The organism is Kribbella monticola, assembly GCF_003261635.1.
GTDB classification, from domain to species: domain Bacteria; phylum Actinomycetota; class Actinomycetes; order Propionibacteriales; family Kribbellaceae; genus Kribbella; species Kribbella monticola.
Window position 1 is genome coordinate 24,380 of record NZ_QFXK01000026.1, and the last position, 22,074, is coordinate 46,453.

Here is a 22,074-nt window from a genome sequence, read left to right on the forward strand (position 1 = left end):
TAGGTGGGCGCAAGGACTGCAGGCTGGTGGGTGGGCGTGGTGCTGGGGCTCCTATGCGCTGGGTGTTGGTGGGAGGGTGAGTTCCGCTAGCAGGCCGTAGTGGTCGCTGATGATGTTGTGGGGGTGGTCGAAGATGCGGTGGCAGGCCGTGACTGCGAGGGTTGGGCCGCCGTGGAGGGCGCAGCGGATCAGGATGTAGTCGATGCGGCGGTAGGGCCAGTCCCAGTCGTTGCTGTGGGGGTTGTCGGGGACGAAGGTGTGGCCCCGTTCGGTGGGGTTGGCGCTGGCCCATGCGTCGCGGTAGCAGACGCTCAAGTCGTTGACGACGTGTTTGCCGGTCCAGAACCGCATGCTGTCCGCGTCCGCTTCCGCATCGAAATCGCCCGCAACCAGGATGTGTCCCGGCTCGTGCGTCGCCAGATCCTCGAGCATCTGCGCGGTGGCGGCCGCTTGGAGGCGTCGTTCTTGTTCGTGGTCGAGCTGCCAGTCGGGGAAGTGGTTCGCCAGCCAGATCCGGCCGATCGGTTCCGGCGCGAGGATCTCGGTGATCAGGGCGGTGCAGGCGAAGTCCGTCGTACGGGTGGTCAGGTGGAGGTCGATCTCCTCGATCCGGCCGATCGGCCAGCGGCTCGCTGTGGTGATCCCCTGGCCGTCCGGTTCGCGTGCGGCTTGATGGACCACGTAGTACGCCGGATCGAGGAACTCCTGCGTCTGGTCGTAGTCGGCGGTGACGATGGTCTCCTGCAAGGTGATCAGGTCGGGGGCCAGCTCGGCGAACTCGCGAGCCAGGACGTCACGCCGAGTTGGCCAGTCGCCGCGGACGCCCCAGACGTTGAGCGTGGCAAGGGTCAGAGTGCTCATGGGACTGGCCTCCCGCTGGGTGTCACTGCCGCTAATTCGGCTCCGACACCGAAGTGGTCGCTCGGCCACGTCCCGCCTCGTGACTGGTCGAACAGTCGTCGGCAACGCTCGACCTGGAGCGTGGGGCCGTGGTCCGAGCAGCGTACGAAGATGTAGTCGATGCGCCGACCGAGTTCGAGCTCCCAGTCCCCCACTTCGGCGGTCGTGGTGAGCGTGTTCTCCGGGGTGAAGGTGTGGCCGGGTTCGTGCGCGTTGGTCGCCGCCCACGCATCTCGGTAGCAGACGCTGAACCCGTCCAGAGACTGCTTTCCGGTCCAGAATCGGATGCTGGCGGCATCCGGTGTGGCGTCGAGGTCACCGGCGACGATCACATGCAGGCGACCAGCGCCTACCAGGTCTTCGATCACGCGGGCCACTGTGACGGTCTGCCGTTCTCTCTCGGCCTCGTGGGTGAGTTGCCAGTCGGGCAGGTGGTTGACGAACAGCATCCGACCGACCGGGTCAGGCGCCTCGATCTCGGTCAGGAGTGCTGAGCACGCGAAGGCGGCGGGTCGAGGGCCCAAGTGGAGATCGACTTCGTGGACGGCCGTGACGGGCCAGCGGGATGCGATGGAGATGCCCTGTCCGTCGGCCTCGCGTTCGGTGTGATGTACGAACTGATAGCCGTCGCCGAGTACGTCGTGCGCCTGGTCCACCGAGTCGTTGGTCACGACCTCCTGCAAAGCCACGAGGTCCGGGCTGAAATCGGCGAAGCCCTCGGCGATCAGGTCGCGCCGGGCAGGCCAGTTCTCCCGGAGGCCGAACATGTTGAGCGTGGCGATCCGCACGGTGTGGTTGGTGCCCATGCCAACCGATACCCACTCTTCCGGGAATGCCACGGTCGGACCGTCCAGCGAGCGCACGCAATGTGATCTCCATGGGAACAGGTGTTCGAAAATGATGTAGCATTGGAGAATGGCGGGGCGTAGTGAGGCGGGGCCGACGGCGTTGCGGATCATGTTGGGTGCGCAGCTCAGGCGGTTACGTGAGCAGGCCGGGGTGACGCGATCCGATGCCGGGTGGGCGATCCGGGCGTCGGAGTCGAAGATCAGCCGGATGGAACTCGGCCGCGTCGGATTCAAGGAGCGCGACGTCGCCGATCTGCTCGAGCTCTACCAGGTTGCCGACCCGTCGGAGCGCGAGAAGCTGCTGCAGTTGGCCCGCGACGCGAACAACCGCGGCTGGTGGCATCGCTACGGCGACGTCACGCCGGACTGGTTCGATGCGTACCTCGGACTCGAAGCGGCGGCCGAGTTGATCAGGACGTACGAGATCCAGTTCGTCCCCGGGTTGCTGCAGACACCGGCGTACACCAGGGCTGTTGCCAGGCTGACGCCCGCGGGTGAGCGCTCCGAGGAAGAGGTCGACCGGATCGTCGCATTACGGCGGTCGCGGCAGGCGGTGCTCGACCGGGATCCCCCGCTGCGGCTTTGGGCGGTGATCGAGGAGTCCGTGCTGTGGCGGCCGATCGGCGGTGTCGAAGTACTACGGGAGCAGTTGATCTCCTTGCTCGAGGCGATCCGCCGGCCGAATGTCACCTTGCAGATCATCCCGACCGCCACCAGCGGACACTCGGCCACCGGTGGTGCGTTCAGCGTGCTGCGATTCCCGCAGGCCGATCTGCCCGACATCGTCTATCTCGAACACGTCACCAGCGCCCTGTACCTCGACAAGCGCGACGACGTCGAGACGTACACCCACATCCTCGACACCCTCGCCGTAGCCGGCCCGCGGCCTCAAGAAGCCGAGCGCCAACTGAGGGCAATCCTCGAGCAACTCCAGTAGCTGGTTCTCGACACCTCCACCAAGTGCGGGGGGCAGACAACCACCAAAAGCCGGAGATCGTCGGGACGACCATGAGTCGCCCCGCCGCAGTAGGTGCGGCGGGGTCGGCTCTGATGGTGTGGTCAGGCGGTGGCTAGGGCTTTCAGGAGGTGGGGGGTGAACGTGGTGGGGTTGTCGGCGAAGGCGGTGTGGCCGCCGGGGAAGAGCGTGGGCTCGATGTTCAGGGCGGTCGCGAGGGCTCGGGTGGTGCGGTCGCAGAGTTGATTGGTGGAGGCTTCGCCGATGGCGGCGATGATGCGGGGGTGACCGGCACGTAGTACGGGCAGGTCGGGCTGCCAGGTGGTGGTCCAGCGGAGTTCGTGCTCGAACCAGCGGCGCTCGTCAGCCAACTGCTTTGCGGGCCGGTCGGGACCGAACATCATCTCCAGCACGCCGGGCGGGAGGTCGATGTTCGCCTGCGCCATGAACTGGCTCCAGGCGCCGAGGATGTCGCCGTCGAGATAGGTCGCGATCAGTTTCTCGGTCCCGGCGCGCAGTTCGTCGCGGTCCTCGAGCAGCTCACACAACGGCGGTTCGTGCGCGATGACGGCGCGCACCTGGTCCGGATACGCCTGCGCGAACGCGAGTGCTGTGATGGCGCCACCGCTGGATCCGAAGACGATCGCCGGGCCGGCGTCGACCTCTGTCAACAGAGCGGACAGATCCTCGGCGCGAAGTTCCGGCGTCGAGTCCTGGTCCGGGTCACTCAGGGAACTGCGGTCGATCCCGCGCGGGTCCGTGGTCAGCACGGTGTAGTCGGACGCGATCAGGTCCGCCAACGGTTCGAAGGACCTGGCGCCCATCGGGGATCCGATCAGGGCGACCAGCGGCCCGCTGCCGCGCAGTTCGTAGTACAGGTCGGCGCCGGGGACGGTCAGGGTGTGGTTCATCGAGGTTCTCCTCAGCAGTTCGGACTGATGTCGGGAGTAGGACTCCCACCGCAGCCGAAACTCATCGCTCGAGTCAGAACAAACCAACCCAAAGTCGAAGTGGTGCGATAGTCGGCGACATGTCCGCCAATCCAGCGCCACGCCGCTTCCTGCGCAGTGATCCGTCCAGGCGCCGGAAAGTGCCCATCGAGACGGTGCAGCGCTGGGTATTCGCGGTGATCCTGATCCATATCGGCGGTTCTCCGGCGCTGGCGCTCGCGGCGTACAGCCCGCACATGGAGCAGGTGAAGCATTCCACTGGTGTCGGCCTCTGGATCATGTCCGGCGTGGTCGGCCTGGCCACGACAGCCGGCGTACTGCTGATCCACCAACGCTCGCTGCTCTCCCCCTGGCTCGTCATCGGAGTGCTGCCGATGACGGTCGCCGCCTTCTATGTCTTCTGACAAGAAGCGACTGCCGCCCTGACTGGCTGTCAGGGCGGCAGTCGCTGGGATCAGTTGAGGCCGTTCGCCCACAGCTGGTCGACGCGGGAGGCCTCGGTGCGGTTGGGGTACGGGTTGGTGCAGGACGTGCCGGGGCCACCGCCGGACATCAGTTCGCTGCAAGGGCCCGAGTAGTGGTCCGGGAGGCCGAGAACGTGGCCGGTCTCGTGCGCGGTTACGCGGGTGGAGTTGTACTGCTGGTTCTGCTGGTAGTCCAGGAAGATGTAGCCGCTGCCGTGGCCATCGGTGCTGGCGAAGGAGCCGCGCGAGTCGTTTCCTTCCCGGTAGTAGAAGTCGTAGTTGCTGCCTTCGGCCAGGGTCACGTTGTTGGTGGCGTTGTTCCAGATCTGCGCAGACCGGGCGATCTGGGTACGGAAGCTGGGTGCGCGGCTGGTGCTGTAGACGACCGTCACCGCAGCGGTCTTGTTGCCGAGTTTGGCCCGCTTGGCCTCGGCCGATTTCATCACCGCGTTGTAGAAGGCCTTGTTGTTCGCCACTTCCTGCGGGCTGCCGACGTACCCGGAGACGGACGGCGTGGGAGCCGGTGCGGCGGTGCTCGGCGCGGCGGCGGCGACCGGTACGGCCACGGCGACCGCCGCGAACACGGCGATGGACAGCATTCTGCGTGAAGACATACGGAACCTCACTACTCACTCTGGGCGGAGAGCGATCAGTCGGTCACTGTTCGCTACCGGGATGCTGGCAGCGGGCCCGATATTCCGCACCACTTCGGCGAAAACCTGCGGGCAATCCTTCAGCGCCGCCCCTTCTCGCACAGGCGCCGCAGCGGATCCCCTTCGCGATCCCAGCCACGCACGAAAGTCACGCTTCGGGTGGTTTCGACTGGACGGGTGCCTTGTTCAGCGGGTATAGCGGAAGAAGGTGGCTCCCGTGCAGGGGGACGACCGGGTGCTTAAGGAGTAGATGATGGCGATCACCACCCGCCCGCGTACTGCGGATGAGGTCCCGCAAGCACTCCTGCCGAGGCGACAGCGCCGCCGCAAGGGCGAGATCGTGGCCAAGTGGCTGACCACCACCGACCACAAGCTGATCGGCCACCTCTACCTGGCCACCTCGTTCGCTTTCTTCCTGATCGGTGGCGTGATGGCGCTGCTGATCCGCGCCGAGCTGGCCAAGCCGGGTCTGCAGATCGTGAACGAAGAGGTCTACAACCAGCTCTTCACCATGCACGGCACGATCATGCTGCTGCTGTTCGCGACGCCGCTGTTCGTCGGCTTCGCGAACGTGATCATGCCGGTCCAGATCGGCGCCCCCGACGTCGCGTTCCCGCGACTCAACATGTTCAGCTATTGGCTGTTCCTGTTCGGCGGACTCATCACGCTTTCGGGGTTCTTCACCCCGGGCGGCGCGGCCGACTTCGGCTGGACGGCGTACGCGCCGTTGTCGAGTGGCCAGCGGTCGCCGGGTATCGGCGGCGACCTGTGGACGATGGGGCTGTGGATGGCCGGTCTGGGCACGATCCTGGGTGGCGTCAACTTCGTCACCACAATCATCACGATGCGGGCACCCGGGATGACGATGTTCCGGCTGCCCATCTTCTGCTGGAACATCCTCGTGACATCGATCCTCGTGCTGATCGCGTTCCCGATCCTCGCCGGCGCGCTACTGATGCTCGAAGCCGATCGCCGGCTCGGCGCTCACGTCTTCGATGCGGCCAATGGCGGAGCCCTGCTCTGGCAACACTTGTTCTGGTTCTTCGGGCATCCCGAGGTCTACATCATCGCGCTGCCGTTCTTCGGCATCATCACCGAGATCCTGCCGGTGTTCAGCCGCAAGCCGATCTTCGGGTACGTCGGCCTGATCGCCGCCACACTCGGCATCGGCGCGTTGTCCATCGCGGTCTGGGCGCACCACATGTTCGTCACCGGCGCGGTGAACCTTCCGTTCTTCTCGTTCATGACATTCCTCATCGCGGTCCCGACGGGAGTGAAGTTCTTCAACTGGATCGGCACGATGTGGGGCGGCCGGGTCTCTTTCGACACGCCGATGCTGTGGGCCGTCGGCTTCCTCGTCACCTTCCTGTTCGGCGGTCTGACCGGCGTCATCCTCGCGTCCCCCGCGCTCGACTATCAGGTCTCTGATTCGTACTTCGTGGTCGCGCACTTCCACTACGTCGTGTTCGGCACGGTGGTGTTCGCGATGTTCGCGGGCTTCTACTTCTGGTGGCCGAAGATGACCGGCCGGATGCTGGACGAGAAGCTCGGCAAGCTGCACTTCTGGCTGCTGTTCATCGGCTTCCACACCACGTTCCTGGTGCAGCACTGGCTCGGCGTCGAGGGGATGCCGCGGCGCATTGCGACGTACGGCGCGGACGACGGCTTCACCACCTTGAACGACGTGTCCAGCGTCGGCGCCTTCATTCTCGGCCTTTCCACGTTGCCGTTCCTCTACAACGTCTACAAGTCGCGGAAGGCGCCGCTGGTCGGCGTCGACGACCCGTGGGGCTGGGGTCGCTCGCTCGAGTGGGCGACGTCTTCTCCGCCGCCGCGGCACAACTTCCTGCAGTTGCCGCGGATCCGGTCCGAGAGCCCGGCTTTCGACCTGCACCACCCCGACGTCGCGAAGATGGAGTACGGCGACTCCGGCGCGCCCCGCGACAACCTGCTCGACGCCGGCGAGGACCAGGGCCGCGCAGACCTGCTCGAAGAAAACGACCAGAACTCCTGACCCACCGGCCGAGACCGGCTGAGAGGTCAGGGCCGGATGTTCTCCAGGTCATCCAGGAGGCTCGGGTGGACCGGCTTCCAGCCGAGTGCTTCCTGGGTGTGGCTGCTCGACGAGGGCTGGTCGGCCGCGAAGATCACCCCGAGCGGTCCATAGGTCTCCTGCCCCACTGCCTGGACCGGAAGCCCCAGCCGCCGACCGATCACCGAGGCGATGTCACGCACGGCATCACCCTCGTCGGCAACGGCATGCCAGGCGGTCCCGGCCGGGGCCGACTCCAGCGCCAGCCGGAAGAGCACAGCCGCATCGAGGGCATGCACGGCCGGCCAGCGCTGGCTTCCGTCACCCGGATAGCCCGACACACCGGTCCGTCGGGCGATATCCGTCAGCAAGCCGGCGAATCCGCCCTTACCTTCGTTGTGCACTGTCCGCGGCAGACGCACCGCAGTACTCCGGACACCGCGCGCGGCCAACTCCAGGACGCCGGTGACCGCGCGGCCACGTCCGCCGACCGGTCCGTCGGTCGGCACTGGGTCCGCCTCGGTGGAGGCGCGGCCCGGCACCCACGGCGTACCGGAAACAGTGACGAACGGCCGGTTCGTGCCGACGAGTTCGTCCCCCAAGGCGGCGAGGGCGGCACTCTCTTCGGCGACGGACCGGGCGACCGACTCGGCGCTGCTGAAGTCGTGCCCGAAGGCCAGGTGGATCACCCCGTCCGCCTGGGCCGCGCCGGCGCGGAGGGTGTCGAGGTCGCCGAGACTCCCCCGCAGTACCTCGGCGCCGGCCTTCTCGGCAGCGACGGTGGATGCCTCGGAGCGAGCGAGCGCCAGCACGGTGTGGCCGTTGGCGAGGAGTTCGGGAACGACTGCGGAGCCGATCAGTCCGGTGCCGCCGGTGACGAAGACGCGCATGAAACTCTCCTGACAGTGATGGGACTAGTGTCCTATCACCGTAGCAGAGTGATGGGACACTAGTCCCATCACGTAGGATCAGGCCATGGCACGCTGGGAACCAGGAGCGCGTGAGCGGCTCGTCGTCGCCGCGGTCGATCTCTTCACCGAGCAGGGGTACGACGCCACGACGGTCGCGCAGATCGCCGAGCGGGCCGGAGTCACCAGGAGCACCTTCTTCCGGTACTTCCCCGACAAGCGCGAGCTCCTGGTCGCCGGGCAGGACACCCTGAGCCGGCTGCTGGCCGAGGGCATCGCCGAGGCACCCGCCGGCGCCAGCCCGCTCGAGGCGGTCGCCGCCGGACTCGTCCGCGCATCGAGCGCCATGGGCGCGATGAACCGCGACCTCGGGCCACGCCTCAAGGCGGCAGTCGCAGCCAGCGCCGAACTCCAGGAACGCGACGCCCTGAAGAGCGTCAGTCTGGCGGCCGCCATGACCACGGCACTCGTCGCCCGCGGCGTGCCCGATCCGACCGCCCACTTGGCGGGCGAACTGGGTGTCCTCGCCTTCAAGCGAGGCCATGCCCAGTGGTCCGAGTCCGACGCTGACGAAGACCTCGCCTCGTACGCCGTGGCCGCCCTCAACGAACTCCGCGAAGCAACCGCGGCCTTGGGCTGACGGCCCAGTCAGCAGACTACTCACAGACTGTAATCGGCCGGTCGCTGTCAAGACGCGCAGGCGGCCTGGCTAGACTCGGCGCGCTCGCGCTCGGGCGGGCGCGTTGGGCTTGCGTGGCAGACTTCCCGGTGTTGTCGCCGCGCTCCAATATCAGGGGAGATTTGCAGTGAGCAAGCGTGTCGAACAGAAGGCCCTGACACGGGAACGGGTCGCGGCGGAGCTGGCTGCCCAGCAGCGGAGCGAACGCCGTCGGCGACTGCTGCTGGCCGTCGGAGCCGTCGTGGTGGTTGTGGTCATCATCGGCGGACTGGTCGCCATTCGGTTGGTTGGCGGCGAGAAGAAGACCGCGACCAAACCTTCCGGCGCGGCCGACAGTCAACTCGTCACCGCGCTCAGCTCCATCCCCGCCGACACGTTCAACGCGGTCGGCACCGGCTCGTCGCAGGGCGGCCCGTCGGAGATCACCGCGCCCGCATTGACCGCCGGCGGCAAGCCGAAGGTGCTCTACATCGGCGCCGAGTTCTGCCCGTACTGCGCGGCAGAGCGCTGGCCGGTGACGGTCGCGCTGTCCCGCTTCGGGACCTTCAGCAATCTCGGCACGACGCACTCCGCCGCCGACGACGTGAGCCCGAACACGCCGACGCTCTCCTTCCACGGCGCGACCTACACCAGCCAGTACCTGGCCTTCACCGGCGTCGAGACGACCACGAACGAGAAGGTGAACGGCCAGTACGCCCCGCTGGACACACCGACTGCGGACGACCAGAAGACGTTCGACACCTACAACAAGCCGCCGTACGTGCAGAGCGCCGGCTCGATCCCGTTCGTCGACCTCGGCGGGAAGTTCGTCTCGGCCGGCGCGACGTACAGCCCCGACCTGCTGGCCGGTAAGACGCAGACCGAGATCGCGAACGCCTTGAAGGACTCGTCGAGCCCGATCGCCAAAGCCATCGACGGCTCCGCCAACTTCTACACAGCCGCGCTGTGCAAGCTGACCAACAACCAGCCCAGCGCGGTCTGCACGAGCGAGGCCGTCACTGCGGCGGCCGGCAAGCTCGGGAAGAGCTGAGCATGACCGGGGCCGCACCCTCCCAGCAGCGCTCCCAGAAGGCAGCCGCACTGGGCTGGCTTCCGTGGGCCACGCTGGTGGTGTCGATCGCAGGCCTGGCCGTAGCGGCGTACCTGACGTACGAGCACTTCACCGCCGGTACGACGCTCGCCTGCCCGAACACCGGTGTCGTCAACTGCGCCAAGGTCACGAGCAGCCAGTACTCGAAGCTGGCCGGTATACCGGTCGCGCTGCTGGGCCTCGGTTTCTTCGCGGCAATGACCGTGCTGTCGCTGCCACCGTTCTGGCGGACGGCGTCGCCGTGGCCCAGTCGCGCACGGCTGGTCGCAGTCGTCGTCGGAGTGGTCTTCGTCTGCTACCTGATCTGGGCCGAGCTCTTCCAGATCAACGCCATCTGCCTGTGGTGCACCGTGGTCCACGCGCTGACCATCATCCTGTTCGGCCTAGTCGTCATCCGCCTCGCCCTCCCGCCCCTCGACTGAGGGCCGATCAGGAACGCTGACGGACGAGGCGCAACGCAGTACGGCGTACGTCGGGCGCGAGGTCGTCGCCCGAGTCGAGCAGCCTTCGCGCGTGCTCCGGATTCCGCCGTCCCACCCAGTTCGCGACGGTGACCCCGTGGATGGGGCGGTGTTCGATGGTCACGGGATCTCCGGCAGCCACGGCTCCGGTGACCAGGACAGCGAGATAGGCGCCGACCCGCCGGCTCCGGGAGAACTCCTTGTGGAACGCGGGCACTCCCATCCGGAGCGACAGGTTGTCGCACGGCGAACGCGGCATCCGTACCTCCACCACGACGTCCGCACCGAGCCGCCATCGCTCCCCCAGGAACGCATGCGTGCAGTCGATGCCCTCGGTAGTCAGGTTCTCACCGAACAAACCAGGGCTGATATCCCTGTCCAGCCTCTTCGCCCACCAGGCAGCGTCTTCCGTCGCGTAGGCATAGAGGGCCTTGTCGGGTCCGGCGTGGTATCGACGGTCGCATTGGGTGTCGCCGGAGAGCCCGAGTGTCCCCACCTCGATTCGTCCGGCCGCCGGCCGTTTGTCGATAGCGGTGTGCCGGCCGGCGCCCGGACGAATCTCGTGAACGATATTGACGGCGATCAGCCGCCCCTGGTCACCTTTCCCCATGTCTCCAGGGTGCACCATCGCGCTGTCCCCGGACTTGATCGATCTTGCTGATCAGGAAAGCCTGATCGGCGTCAGGGGCGGACGTTGTGGTTGCGGGTGAAGAGGTTGGTTGGGTCGTACTGGTGTTTGACGGTGACTAGGCGTTCGTAGGTCGCGGGCGGGTAGACCGCGGCGGTGTCCTCCTCGGCGGCTGAGCTCAGGAAGTTCGCGTAGGCACCGGTGGCGTGCGAAGCGAGTCTGCTCCAGATCCCTTCCAGGCCGGGGCGGGCGGCAGCGATCGCCGGGGGCGGCCCGATCAAGGTGGTCGCGAACATCAATTCTGCTTGGCGATGCGCGTACGCCGTAGCGTCGTCGGCGACCCGGGCCACCGCTCCCCCGACACTGCGTACGGCGATGATCGGCGAGCGCTCGGACGCGCCGGTCTCGGCGAGGATTCGTAGTACGTCCGGGACGGAGTCCTTGTTGGCGAAGGCGCTGCGGGTGACGACCTCGATACCGGGCGGCGGGGCCATGCCCTCCTCGAGGGTGTCCGCCACCGGCTTGAGCGCGACGTCGTCCGCGATCACCGTGCCGAGGCGGCGGATCGGGTCGAGCGCCTGGGCCGCGAGTTCCGGGTCGTCACCGTCGAAGACGACCAGGATCTCGACCGGCGCGTTCGGTCCGCCGGTGAAGGGGTTGGCGAAGGTCACGGTCGAGGTGAGGTCTTCGGTCGCGGTGCGCAGATAGTCGGCCCAGCCCTGGAGGACCGTGGCCAACTCCGTTGCAGGGAAGGCGATCTTGCCGTGGAAGACGTCCGTCGTCGGATGCGCCACGAGCTCGAAAGCGGTGACGATCCCGAAGTTCCCACCGCCTCCACGCAGGGCCCAGAACAGGTCCGCGTTCTCGTCCTCGCTCGCCCGCAGGACCGATCCGTCGGCGGTCACCACCTCAGCCGCGACCAGATTGTCCAGGGTCAAACCGTACTTCCTCACCTTCCACCCGATCCCACCACTCAACGTCAGCCCGCCGACGCCGACGCTCTTCGTATCGCCCGAGGAGATCGACAGGCCGTCAGCGCTCAGCACGCTCGCCACGTGCCCCCACGTGGCGCCGCCCCCGATCCGTACGACGTGGCGCTCCTTGTCGACGACCTCCACACTCGCCAGCCGGCCGAGGTCGATCACCACGCCATCGTCGTTCGTACCGAAGCCCGCGAAGGCGTGACCGCCGCCGCGTACCGACAGCACGAGTCCGGAGTCGGCCGCGAACCGAACACCTGCCTGTACGTCGGCGACGCTCGCGGGCCGCAGCACAACGGCCGGGCTACCCGACGCGAGCACCGAGCGCCTGGCTGTTTCGTACTCCGCCGCGCCCGGCTCGATGATGTCCCCGTCGAAGCCGCGACGGAGGGTTTCCAGCGATGAGCTCATGACATTCCTTCCACACGATCCTGAATGCCTACCCGACGACGCAGCCCGCCCTTTTGTGACGTCGGCCGATGTGAACCAGGACACGCAGTCCGCGGCTATCAGGGGGTGGGCGGTGTCCAGTGTGGACCGGAGGGTCGGGCATCCTTTGTCGCGTGACAAAGTCTGATGAGCTCGTTGTGCCCGCCACGATCGACGGACCGGGCAAGGACTCGGCGACCCGACACGGTGTTGCCGGATGGTTGCTCCGTCACCGCGTCCAGCCGGTGGGGCCGGAGGCCGGTGAGGACCACGCCGCGCCGCAGGCGTGGTGGAAGGTGATGTGCCTGACCGGCGTGGACTACTTCTCGACCTTGTCCTACCTGCCCGGCATCGCCGCCCTCGCCGCCGGAGCACTGTCACCGCTGGCCACCCTGCTGATCGTCGCGCTGACCCTCCTCGGCATGTTGCCGATGTACCGCCGGGTCGCCAAGGAAAGCCCGCACGGCCAGGGGTCGATCGCGATGCTGGAGAACCTGCTGCCGTTCTGGCGCGGCAAGATCTTCGTCCTCGTGCTGCTCGGGTTCGTCGCGACCTCGTGGATCATCACGATCACGCTCTCCTCGGCCGACGCGACCGTGCACCTGATCGAGAACCCCTACAGCCCCGGTTTCCTGCACGGCCAGGAGGTCGCGGTCACGGTGGTCCTGCTGCTGGTCCTCGGTGGCGTGTTCCTGCTCGGCTTCAGCGAGGCCGTCGGCGTCGCGATCCCGCTGGTCGGGATCTTCCTCGTCCTCAACGCCGCGATCGTGGTCGTCGGCCTGTACGACGTGGCCACCACCGGCGGCGCGTTCTCGCACTGGGTCGACGCTCTCACCGAGGGCCGGAACGGCTTCGGTGGTGTCATCGGCCCGGCCGTCGTGGCGTTCCCCCTTCTCGTGCTGGGGCTTTCCGGGTTCGAGACCGGCGTCAGCATGATGCCGCTGGTCGCCGCCGACGGCGAGTCTGCCGAGGAGCGGCTGGCCATCCGGGTCCGCAACACCAGGAAGCTGCTCACCGTCGCCGCCGTGATCATGAGCGTCTACCTCATCGCGACGAGCTTCATCACCACCGTGCTCATCCCGGCAAAGGAGTTCGAGCCTGGCGGCGCCGCGAGCGGTCGCGCGCTGGCGTACCTGGCACACCAGAAGCTCGGCGAAGGTTTCGGCACGGTCTACGACCTGAGCAGCGTTCTGATCCTGTGGTTCGCCGGCGCCTCGGCGATGGCGGGTCTGATCAACATCGTCCCGCGCTACCTCCCGGCGTACGGGATGGCGCCGGAGTGGGGGCGCGCGGTCCGCCCGGTGGTGCTGGTCTACACCGCCATCAGTGTCGCCATCACCATCGCCTTCGGTGCCGATGTCGACGCCCAGGCGGGCGCCTACGCCACCGGGATCCTGGTGATGATGGTGTCCGGTGCCGTCGCCGTCACCGTCTCGGCCGGACGTCGGCGGCAGCGGCGCCAGACGATCGCGTTCAGCGTGCTCACCCTCGTCCTGCTGTACGCGCTGGTCGAGAACATCCGCGAGAAACCGGACGGCATCGCGATCTCCGGTCTCTTCATCGCCGGCATCATCGTCGTCTCGCTGATCTCCCGGGTCTCCCGTACGACGGAACTCAGGGCCGACCGGATCGAGTTCGACGAGGCCGCCCGCCGCTTCCTGACCGACTCGATCCGCGCCGACGGCATCCTCAACCTGATCGCCAACCAGCGCCAGGCCGGTGACGAGGCCGAGTACGCCGCGAAGGAGGCCGACGTCCGCGCGACGGACCCGGTACCGCGGCGGACGGACATCCTGTTCCTCGAGATCGATGTCGTCGACCCGTCCACCTTCTCCGACGTCCTCCGCGTGCACGGCGTCGAGATCGAAGGCCATCGCGTACTACGGGCCGACAGCCCCGCCGTGCCCAACGCGATCGCCGCGATCCTGCTCGCGCTACGCGACAGCACCGGCGTGCTGCCGCACTGCCACTTCGAGTGGTCCGAGGGGAACCCCCTCCATCACCTGCTGCGCTATCTCATCCTGGGTCGCGGCGACACCGCTCCCGTCGTACGGGAGATCATTCGCCAGCACGAGCCGGACCCCGCGCAGCGGCCTGGGATCCACGTCGGCTGACCGCTCGGCGACGGCTGATCTGATCGGCCCAAACTTATGCAAATTTTACTCATCCGGCAGCGGCGTGCCTGAATGGAGGCTCAGCGCTAGCCGGATGAGGTGACCACGATGGCTGATCGAGAACTGCCCCCCGCAGTACGGTGGGCCGACGACCGTCTCGGCATCGGCAAGATCGGAAAGAAGAACCTGCGGAAGGTCTTCCCCGACCACTGGTCGTTCATGCTCGGTGAGATCGCGCTCTACAGCTTCATCATCCTGATCCTGACCGGCATCTTTCTCACCCTGTGGTTCAAGCCGTCGATGGGCGAGGTCGAGTACCAGGGCTCGTACAGCCTGCTCAAGGGCCTGCACATGTCCGAGGCGTACGAGTCCACGCTGCGGATCTCCTTCGATATCCGCGGTGGTCTGCTGATGCGGCAGATCCACCACTGGGCCGCGGTGCTGTTCGTCGCGGCAATGAGCGTTCACCTGCTGCGCATCTTCTTCACCGGAGCCTTCCGTAAGCCGCGCGAGCTCAACTGGCTGATCGGGATCGTGATGCTGTTCCTCGGCATCATCGAGGGGTTCATCGGCTACGGCCTGCCCGACGATCTGCTCTCCGGCACCGGGCTGCGGATCACCGAAGGGCTCGTCCTCGCCGCACCCGTCGTCGGCACGTACATGTCGTTCTTCATCTTCGGCGGCGAGTTCCCGGGCGACGAGTTCGTATCACGCTTCTACACCGTGCACGTGTTGCTGATCCCCGGCATCCTGCTCGGACTCATCACCGTCCATCTGATCCTGGTGATCTACCACAAACACACCCAGTTCCCCGGGCCTGGGCGGACCGAGAAGAACGTGGTCGGCTACCCGCTGATGCCGGTGTACGTCGCGAAGGCCGGCGGCTTCTTCTTCGTCGTCTTCGGCGTGCTGGCCTTGATGGGCGCGCTGCTGCAGATCAACCCGGTGTGGCTCTACGGTCCGTACAACCCCGCCGAGGTCACCGCGGGCTCCCAGCCCGACTGGTACATGGCGTGGCTCGACGGCGCGGTTCGCCTCATGCCCGGTGTCGAGTCCCACTTCCTAGGCGTGACGATCAGCTGGAACGTCGTCGTACCGGCTTTGCTGATGCCGCCGTTGTTCATCGGGTTCGTCGCGCTGTACCCGTTCCTCGAACAGTTCGTCACCGGCGACAAGCGCGAGCACCATCTGCTCGACCGGCCGCGCGACGTCCCGACCCGGACCGGGATCGGCGTCGCGATCATCACCTTCTACGGCGTGCTGTGGCTGAACAGCGGCAACGACCTGGTCGCGACCAACTTCCACCTGTCGATCAACGCGATCACCTGGGTCTGCCGGGTGCTGATCATCGCCGGCCCGGTGATCGCGTTCTGGATCACCCGCCGGATCGCGATCTCGCTGCAACGCGCCGACCTCGAGCGGCTGCTGCACGGCCTGGAGACGGGCGTGATCGTTCGCCTGCCGAGCGGCGAGTACGTCGAGAGGCACGCGCCGATCTCGAAGTACGAGGCATACACGCTCACCGCGCGAGAGCGTCGTACGCCGATCGAACTCACGCCGGCCACCGACAGCAACGGCGTACCGGCACCGCGCCGCCGCCGGGAGCGGATCAGGGCATGGCTCTCGGCCTTCTACTACTCGGACGACATCCAGAAGCCCACCAGCACCGAACTCGAGACCGCGAGCCGGCACAGCGAACCGGCCGGCCGATTGGGCCCGGGTACTGGAGGTCCTGACTCGTCGGCGTGATCCGCAGGCCGGCATCGACAGGAAAGCGGAGGGCAGACCGCAATGGCCGACGCAGTCGTCATCGGTGCCGGCCCGAACGGTCTCGTCGCGGCGAACCAGCTGATCGACGCCGGCTGGGAGGTGGTCCTCCTCGAAGCCAACGACGCCATCGGCGGTGCCGTGCGCAGCTCGCGGGAGGTCGCGGACTCGTACGTGCACGACACCTTCAGCTCGTTCTATCCGCTGGCCGCGGTCTCCCCCACGATCCGGGCGCTCGACCTCGGGAGCTACGGACTCGAGTGGTCCAACCCGCCCGCGCCCGTCGGCAACCCGTTGCTCGGTAGCGGTTGGGCCCTCGTGCATCCCGATCCGTCGGATACAGCTGCCGCGCTCGATGCGATGACTCCTGGCGACGGCCAGGCATGGATGGACCTGTACGCCGACTGGGAGCGCGTCGGCCCGGCCATCATCCAGGCGCTGCTGACCCCGTTTCCGCCGGTGCGCGCCGGTGTCGATCTGCTGCGCCACATCCTCGGCGGCCGGGCTTTGAAACGCCTGCAGTTGCTCTTGGCACCTGTTCGGACGGTCGTCGACGGCCGATTCCGTGGTGACGCGGCCAAGTTGCTGCTGGCAACCAATTCGCAGCACGCCGACATTCCCCCGACCGGCTGGGGATCCGGGCTGATGGGCTGGCTGCTGGTGATGATCGCGCAGCAGTACGGCTATCCGGTACCTCGCGGCGGCGCGGGCCGGCTGAGCCAAGCGCTGGCCGACCGCTTCACCGCCCGAGGCGGTTCGGTCGTCTGTGGCGCCAGGGCGGATCGCATCGTCATCCGCGACGGCCGGGCGACCGCGGTACAGACGGCCGACGGCACCGAGTACGCCGCGAAGCACGCCGTGCTCGCGGATGTTTCGGCGCCGGCGTTGTACGGCGAGCTCATTCCGCCGGAGCAGCTGCCGCGGCGGGCGAAAGAACGGCTCCGGTTCTTCCAGTGGGATCCCGGGACGGTCAAGGTCGACTGGGCCCTGGACACGCCGATTCCGTGGCGCGACAAGCCGGACCTGGCGCCGGGCACGGTGCACATCGCGGACTCCGTCGACGAACTCCGCAAGTGCGCCGCTCAGATCGCGGCCGGGACGGTGCCCGACAGCCCCTTCCTGCTGATGGGCCAGATGACGACTGCAGATCCGACCCGCTCGCCTGCCGGCACCGAGTCGGGCTGGGCCTACACGCACGTCCCGCAGCACATCCGCGACGACGCGGGCGGCAGCATCGCCGGCAAGTGGGACGAGGCCGAGGCGGAACAGATCGCGGCACGCATCGAGGCGCGGATCGAGCACTATGCGCCTGGTTTCACCAGCCACATCACCGCGCGCCGCGTCCTGACGCCGCCGGAGCTCCAGCGGCGCGACGCCAACCTGGTCGGCGGCGCGGTCAACGGGGGAACTTCGGCGCTGAGCCAGGAACTCGTTCTCCGGCCGATGCCGGGGCTGGGTCGCGCGGAGACCGTGATCAAGTCGCTCTACCTCGCGTCCGCCTCGGCCCATCCCGGCGGCGGCGTCCACGGTGCCTGCGGTTCGAACGCGGCCCGCGCAGCGCTGTTCCACGCCCGCTGAGGCGGCAGTTGGCCACCTGCGCTCACGCGGTACTGGACTACACTCGCTCACGCAGCAGTGGACCAGCTCCGCTCATGCGGCAGTGGATTGCCGCGGCGAGTGGATTACATCATCGAGCCGTCTTCACCTGGTTGGGTCGCGTGCAGTCCTGCCCTGGACTCCGCGAGATAGGCGAGCCGCCGGAGCGTCTCGGTGTTGCGCCAGTGCAGGATCGGGTCGAGCAACCGATCCGGTAGCAGGTTGGTGGGGCCTTGGATCGGGTGCTCGCGCATCGTCACCACGCACCCCTCCGGCCGCGGGCTGGCCGTGATCTCGACCCGCCCGGCACCGGCCGGCCAGACCCGTACCTTGATCACCAACCGCCGGTTCGGCTCGTACTCCTCCACCGTGGTCACGTCGTTCAGCAACAGCGGCCAAGATCCCACCGAGTGATGAATGCTGGTCCCCGGCTGCGGGAAGCCCTTGTCGACGGACCGGATCCGCGCCGCGCCGACCACCCACGCGGCGTACCCCCAGCCGTCGGCCAGTACTGCGAACACGTCCTCCGGCGATGCCCGAACCACCCATTCGTTTTCACTCATGGGCGCCCTGTACCCACCACCAATCCGGTCAGGCCGGCTCGACCGTGCGGGTCACGACCCAACGATGCGGGGAGATCGGCCGCGTGCGGGTGAACCCGTGCTTCTCGAAGGCAGCCATCGGCCCGGTGTGCAGGAACGATCCCGACACCTTGCGGTCGTCGGTCTCCTCCGGATAGCCCTCGACCGTACCGCCACCCAGGCGCGCGATCTCGGCCAGCGCTCCCCCGAGCGCAGCGTCCGCCACTCCGCGGCCACGTAACCCCTTGCCGGTAAAGAAGCAGGTGATCCGCCAGTCTGGCAGGGCGACGAGGCCCTTCTCGTACAGGCGGCGGCTCTTCACCTCCGGCAACTCCTCCGGGCTGCCGAACTGACACCAGCCCAGACACTCGTCGCCGGCGAACACGAGGGCGTTGTGCGTCCGGCCCTCCTGCACGCGCTGTTCCTTCTCGCTCCGATTCTCCGCCGCCGTACGTCCCTTGCCGAGCTTCACGTGGAAGCCCATGCACCAGCACCCGCCCCAGACGCCGTTGTTCGCCTCTACCAGCCGCGCGAACGCCGGCCACGTCTCGTCCGTCAACAGCCGAACGGAGAGCTCCGTCTCCCCTGCTCCACCCATGAACACCATGTCAGCATGCTTCCGCCGATCTGTCCCCCACCGAATCGCCCGCAGCCTCCGCAGCAGGCCTCAGGGCTCGCCGGATCCTGGCCCGGAGCGCAGAATGAGGTGGGGTGTTCGAGCGTGCGCCGAGGGGGAGCAATGCGCAGCATCTATCAGTCCTGGCTGCCACCGCAGCTGATGGCACCCGAGTTGTTCGAAATGCTGTCGGCCGACGGACAGATCTACGGCGTCTGCACCGACTGCGGCTGGGAGCACCGGGTCCAACTCGTCGGCAACTACACGGCCGGCGCCGTCCACGAAACGCTGCGCCGGCGATGTGAGCAGTGCGGCGGGGAGCAGGGTCTGGTCGTCGCCCCGCATCGACTCCGGGTCCGGGCGGAATGCCGGGACTGCAGCTCGTCGTCATGGCTGGAGATCGAGCACGACCTGACTCGCGTCCCGTGTCCGGTCTGCTCGTCGATGCGCCTCACGCCCCGCGAGGAATCGGTCGATCCGCCGTTCCCGGCCGAGTTCGGGGAGGCGGGCACACCCGTCTACATCCTGCGCGACGAAGGCCCGTACGTGTGGGGCCGCTCGGGGGATACCGACGCCCACCGGCTGATGACCGAGGCCCAGGCGGCCGACCTGCTGCCCGATCCCCATCGCTACCGGTTCCTCCTGATCAAACTCGCCCTGCGCCTCAAGCTGACCAACCACTACGACGACGAGGGGCGGTATGTGATCACGCAGCTCGCCGCGAATCTCAGCCAGGACTATCTGCGCGCGACCGGCGAGCTGGAGATCGGTCTGCTCGGCCTCAAACTGTTCGGCGAACTGATCTCGTTGGCACCTGACGACCTCAACCGGGCGATCGCGCAGCACAGCTATGCGATGGGTGCTTACAGCCTGCTCGCGCGATGGCCGGAGGCCTACCTGGAAAGGCTTGCCGACCGACCGGGTCTGCGCGAGGGCGCGATCGAGCTCGCGCTGGACGCGGAGCAGGTCCTTGCCGACTATCTCCCCCAGGCTCCAGACCAGTTGGGCGGACACCTCGCCCGAGTCCGCTTTGTGATCGGCGACCTGCTGCGCGTCGGCGATTCCGATGACGAGCAACGAAGGTCGGCGCTGCCCTACTTCGATGCCGCGCTGTCGGATCCGTGGGTCGCGCAGCACTTGGCCTACGGAGTCGCCGAATCCCGGGCCCACACCATCATGACGCTCACCGATCCGAGCGACGAGCAGATCCAGCAGGCGGCCGACGATCTGCACGCGGTCCTCAGCACCGGCGGCAGCGACGCCGCCTACCGGACCCGTTGGCGGTCGTCGTTCTATCTGGCACAACTGATTCTCTGGTACGGCCAGGACCGGGTCGCCGCACTGAACCAGTTGCAAGAGGCCGCTGCGCTGGCCAGGCAACAGTTCTCCGCATTCTCCGACGAACGGCAACTCGTCTACCAGGCCGAGCGGTTCGTCCAGGTCTTCGAATTACTGGCCACTCTCTACACCGACTTCGGCTGGAACGACGAAGCGTTGTCCGCGGTCGAGCTCGCCCGCGGCTCGGCGATCCGCCTGTACTCCATGCCGGCCGCCGACCGCGCGGCGCAGTTGGACGAGATCGAGGCCCGCCGGTTGGAGGATCTGTGGCCGGCCGCGCTGAAGGACAGCGAGTTCCCGTCGCTGCTCGAGCGAGTGTCGCACCGGGATCTGGAAGCCGACTTCGAGCAGAACCCGATCGGCCCACCGATGAAGGCTCTCCTGGGCGCCCATGCCGACGTACCGACCGCTTTCCTGTCGCTGTTCATCAGTCGGTTCGACCTCGGTGAACCGGTGGTCAGTGCGCTGCTCTGCTATCTGTCCGGTCCCGACGAGTGGGAGAACAAGCGGCACATGTGGCGAGTGCCCGCCGCCAACCTGGCAAAGCTCAACGAGCAACGGTACTTCGATCCTGGCCCGTTCCGGGAACGCCTGCTGCGATCCGCCGGTACGTCGGCCGCGCGACTGCTGCTCGAACCACTGGCCGAACTGCTCGAAGAATCCGGCGCCGAACGAGTCATCCTCAGCCTTCCCGGCAGATTGGCCAGGCTGCCGGTCGAGGCGCTCGCGTCGATCTCCGGAACCGGGCCCTCGCTGGGCTGCACCTATCTGCCATCGGTGCGCTTCGGCGCGGACCTCGTCCAGGTCGCGTCACCAGGCGCCCGGGATCTGCGCTCGGCCCGGGTCCTCGCGCTCGGGTACGACGGCGACGACATTCCTGCCCAGAACGCAGAACTGGCAAGCCTGCAGGAGATCTGGGGCGACCAGCTCACCGTGGTACCAGGTCCTGAATGCTCGAAGGAGTCCGTACTCCGCGCGCTGGCCGAGCCGTTCGACATCGTCCACGCCGTCTGTCACGGGACGTTCGTCGAAACCAGTCCCCTGGATTCCGCCCTCCACTTCACTGCCGACCGCTACAACTCAGCGCGGTCCGTGTCCGCGCGTGACCTGTTGCTGACGACCCGGTTGGCCGGGCGTCCGCTGGTCATCCTGTCCGCCTGCTCGTCGGTGGTGACGGCCGACCACCGGACGAATTCCTTCGACGGGCTTGCGGGCAGCCTGTTCCGCTGTGGCGCGCGCGCGATTGTCGGCAGCCGCTGGCCGGTGGACGACCGGGCGGCGGCGGTACTGATGGCGACCTTCCACCGATCGCTGCGGACGACCGCGCAGAGCCCCGATGTCAGCCTTCGGGCCGCATGCCGGCAACTGCGCGAAGACGGCCACCGGGCCGAGGACTGGGCGGCCTTCGGGTACTACGGCGTGATCTGACCGATGACACAACGAACTGGAAGGTGACTGAGCGATGGCCGACGAGGTGACGTTGGAGATCGAGATCGACACGACGGACGAGACGACCGTCCGCGCGATCGAAGCAGCGCTGGCCGAGGTCGAGCCGCAACGCTGGGACCAGACGCGCGAAGTGGTCACCATCCTCACCATCGCCGCGTCCGCGGTGGCGCTCGTCAACGCCCTTCTCGATCTGAAGAAGCGGCTCAGCAAACCCGACACCCCAGCACCCACGATCGTCATCAAGAACCTGAACCGGCTGGAACTGAACATGTCCGACGCCACCCCGGAAACCCTCCGCGAGCTCATCGAAGACCCCACCGACTGACCGCCGCTACCTGCTCTGGGCGCTGTCTCAGCCACTCCCCCGACTCCGCCGCTCCTGGTGAAGCTTCGGGGCATTCGACGGGAATCGAAGGGCTGCCGCCGGGGCGGCGGCGGTGCGATGGTGAGGGCAACTCGGCCCGCCCGCGCGAATGACGGTGATCGCTTTGCCCGGAAGACATGCACTGATCGGTACTGCGATTGTCGCCCTCGCGCTCCCGGTCGGCTGGTTACACGGACCGGTCCTCGCGACCGCTCGACCTGCGGTTCCAGTCGCACAGGTCGACCCCTCGTCAGCGCCAAGTCGGGACAGCT

The 22,074-nt window shown here is 67.3% G+C and carries 20 protein-coding genes; 11 read left to right on the plus strand and 9 right to left on the minus strand.

Annotation, left to right across the window (positions count from 1 at the left end):
* Nucleotides 1-51: 51 nt before the first annotated feature.
* The gene (locus DIZ26_RS10500; protein WP_112239861.1) at nucleotides 52-861 is read right to left on the minus strand and encodes an endonuclease/exonuclease/phosphatase family protein; all 810 of its coding nucleotides are present in this window, start codon (nucleotides 859-861) and stop codon (nucleotides 52-54) included.
* Nucleotides 858-1,859 (minus strand): endonuclease/exonuclease/phosphatase family protein, encoded by a 1,002-nt coding sequence (locus DIZ26_RS10505; RefSeq protein WP_112239863.1) that lies wholly within the window; start codon nucleotides 1,857-1,859, stop codon nucleotides 858-860. Before DIZ26_RS10505 ends, DIZ26_RS10500 begins: the two co-directional genes overlap by 4 nt.
* On the opposite strand from DIZ26_RS10505, the gene DIZ26_RS10510 reads away from it, so the two are divergent.
* Entirely contained in the window at nucleotides 1,816-2,685 is an 870-nt protein-coding gene (locus tag DIZ26_RS10510) for a helix-turn-helix domain-containing protein (protein WP_232828246.1), read from the plus strand. The genes DIZ26_RS10505 and DIZ26_RS10510 overlap by 44 nt on opposite strands.
* A 122-nt stretch (nucleotides 2,686-2,807) precedes the next feature.
* On the opposite strand, the gene DIZ26_RS10515 is transcribed toward DIZ26_RS10510, so the two are convergent.
* Complete coding sequence (locus tag DIZ26_RS10515) at nucleotides 2,808-3,614, minus strand: alpha/beta fold hydrolase (protein ID WP_112239865.1); 807 nt, start codon at nucleotides 3,612-3,614, stop codon at nucleotides 2,808-2,810.
* Nucleotides 3,615-3,733: 119 nt separating this feature from the next.
* Here DIZ26_RS10515 and DIZ26_RS10520 point away from each other — a divergent pair, with 119 nt between their 5' ends.
* Nucleotides 3,734-4,057: a hypothetical protein gene (locus DIZ26_RS10520; RefSeq protein ID WP_157979671.1), complete on the plus strand. Its 324-nt coding sequence runs from the start codon at nucleotides 3,734-3,736 to the stop codon at nucleotides 4,055-4,057.
* 50 nt (nucleotides 4,058-4,107) lie between these two features.
* Here DIZ26_RS10520 and snpA read toward each other — a convergent pair whose 3' ends face one another.
* Nucleotides 4,108-4,731 carry a snapalysin gene (gene snpA, locus DIZ26_RS10525; protein WP_112239869.1) on the minus strand — a complete coding sequence of 208 codons (624 nt, stop codon included), beginning with the start codon at nucleotides 4,729-4,731 and terminating at the stop codon, nucleotides 4,108-4,110.
* A gap of 292 nt (nucleotides 4,732-5,023) precedes the next feature.
* On the opposite strand from snpA, the gene ctaD reads away from it, so the two are divergent.
* A complete protein-coding gene (gene ctaD, locus DIZ26_RS10530; protein WP_112239871.1) occupies nucleotides 5,024-6,784 on the plus strand; it encodes an aa3-type cytochrome oxidase subunit I in 1,761 nt (586 codons plus the stop codon).
* A 26-nt stretch (nucleotides 6,785-6,810) separates the two neighbouring features.
* Here the strand turns inward: ctaD and DIZ26_RS10535 are convergent, their stop codons facing one another.
* On the minus strand, nucleotides 6,811-7,692 hold the full coding sequence (locus tag DIZ26_RS10535) for an SDR family oxidoreductase (RefSeq protein WP_112239873.1): 882 nt from the start codon (nucleotides 7,690-7,692) through the stop codon (nucleotides 6,811-6,813).
* 85 nt (nucleotides 7,693-7,777) lie between these two features.
* Between DIZ26_RS10535 and DIZ26_RS10540 the strand changes: the two genes are divergently transcribed.
* From DIZ26_RS10540 to DIZ26_RS10550, 3 genes are all read left to right on the plus strand, one after another.
* A complete protein-coding gene (locus tag DIZ26_RS10540) occupies nucleotides 7,778-8,350 on the plus strand; it encodes a TetR/AcrR family transcriptional regulator (RefSeq protein ID WP_112239875.1) in 573 nt (190 codons plus the stop codon).
* A gap of 166 nt (nucleotides 8,351-8,516) precedes the next feature.
* Nucleotides 8,517-9,419 (plus strand): DUF929 family protein, encoded by a 903-nt coding sequence (locus tag DIZ26_RS10545; protein WP_157979672.1) that lies wholly within the window; start codon nucleotides 8,517-8,519, stop codon nucleotides 9,417-9,419.
* 2 nt (nucleotides 9,420-9,421) lie between these two features.
* The gene (locus tag DIZ26_RS10550) at nucleotides 9,422-9,901 is read left to right on the plus strand and encodes a vitamin K epoxide reductase family protein (protein ID WP_112239879.1); all 480 of its coding nucleotides are present in this window, start codon (nucleotides 9,422-9,424) and stop codon (nucleotides 9,899-9,901) included.
* A 7-nt stretch (nucleotides 9,902-9,908) separates the two neighbouring features.
* Here the strand turns inward: DIZ26_RS10550 and DIZ26_RS10555 are convergent, their stop codons facing one another.
* Both DIZ26_RS10555 and DIZ26_RS10560 read right to left on the minus strand, forming a co-directional pair.
* Nucleotides 9,909-10,550: an MOSC domain-containing protein gene (locus DIZ26_RS10555; RefSeq protein WP_112239881.1), complete on the minus strand. Its 642-nt coding sequence runs from the start codon at nucleotides 10,548-10,550 to the stop codon at nucleotides 9,909-9,911.
* Between the two features lie 71 nt (nucleotides 10,551-10,621).
* Nucleotides 10,622-11,959 (minus strand): FAD-binding oxidoreductase, encoded by a 1,338-nt coding sequence (locus DIZ26_RS10560; protein ID WP_112239883.1) that lies wholly within the window; start codon nucleotides 11,957-11,959, stop codon nucleotides 10,622-10,624.
* A gap of 152 nt (nucleotides 11,960-12,111) precedes the next feature.
* Here DIZ26_RS10560 and DIZ26_RS10565 point away from each other — a divergent pair, with 152 nt between their 5' ends.
* The 3 genes from DIZ26_RS10565 to DIZ26_RS10575 all read left to right on the plus strand — a co-directional run bounded on the left by DIZ26_RS10565 (nucleotide 12,112) and on the right by DIZ26_RS10575 (nucleotide 17,436).
* Entirely contained in the window at nucleotides 12,112-14,091 is a 1,980-nt protein-coding gene (locus tag DIZ26_RS10565) for an APC family permease (RefSeq protein WP_112239885.1), read from the plus strand.
* Nucleotides 14,092-14,199: 108 nt separating this feature from the next.
* Nucleotides 14,200-15,840 (plus strand): cytochrome bc1 complex cytochrome b subunit, encoded by a 1,641-nt coding sequence (qcrB, locus tag DIZ26_RS10570; protein ID WP_112240079.1) that lies wholly within the window; start codon nucleotides 14,200-14,202, stop codon nucleotides 15,838-15,840.
* Between the two features lie 42 nt (nucleotides 15,841-15,882).
* Entirely contained in the window at nucleotides 15,883-17,436 is a 1,554-nt protein-coding gene (locus tag DIZ26_RS10575) for a phytoene desaturase family protein (RefSeq protein ID WP_112239887.1), read from the plus strand.
* A gap of 104 nt (nucleotides 17,437-17,540) precedes the next feature.
* Here DIZ26_RS10575 and DIZ26_RS10580 read toward each other — a convergent pair whose 3' ends face one another.
* Entirely contained in the window at nucleotides 17,541-18,017 is a 477-nt protein-coding gene (locus tag DIZ26_RS10580; protein WP_112239889.1) for an SRPBCC family protein, read from the minus strand.
* Nucleotides 18,018-18,045: 28 nt separating this feature from the next.
* Nucleotides 18,046-18,642: a GNAT family N-acetyltransferase gene (locus DIZ26_RS10585; RefSeq protein WP_112239891.1), complete on the minus strand. Its 597-nt coding sequence runs from the start codon at nucleotides 18,640-18,642 to the stop codon at nucleotides 18,046-18,048.
* Between the two features lie 132 nt (nucleotides 18,643-18,774).
* Here DIZ26_RS10585 and DIZ26_RS10590 point away from each other — a divergent pair, with 132 nt between their 5' ends.
* Both DIZ26_RS10590 and DIZ26_RS10595 read left to right on the plus strand, forming a co-directional pair.
* The gene (locus DIZ26_RS10590; protein WP_157979673.1) at nucleotides 18,775-21,417 is read left to right on the plus strand and encodes a CHAT domain-containing protein; all 2,643 of its coding nucleotides are present in this window, start codon (nucleotides 18,775-18,777) and stop codon (nucleotides 21,415-21,417) included.
* A gap of 34 nt (nucleotides 21,418-21,451) precedes the next feature.
* On the plus strand, nucleotides 21,452-21,763 hold the full coding sequence (locus tag DIZ26_RS10595; protein ID WP_112239895.1) for a hypothetical protein: 312 nt from the start codon (nucleotides 21,452-21,454) through the stop codon (nucleotides 21,761-21,763).
* Nucleotides 21,764-22,074 lie beyond the last annotated feature (311 nt).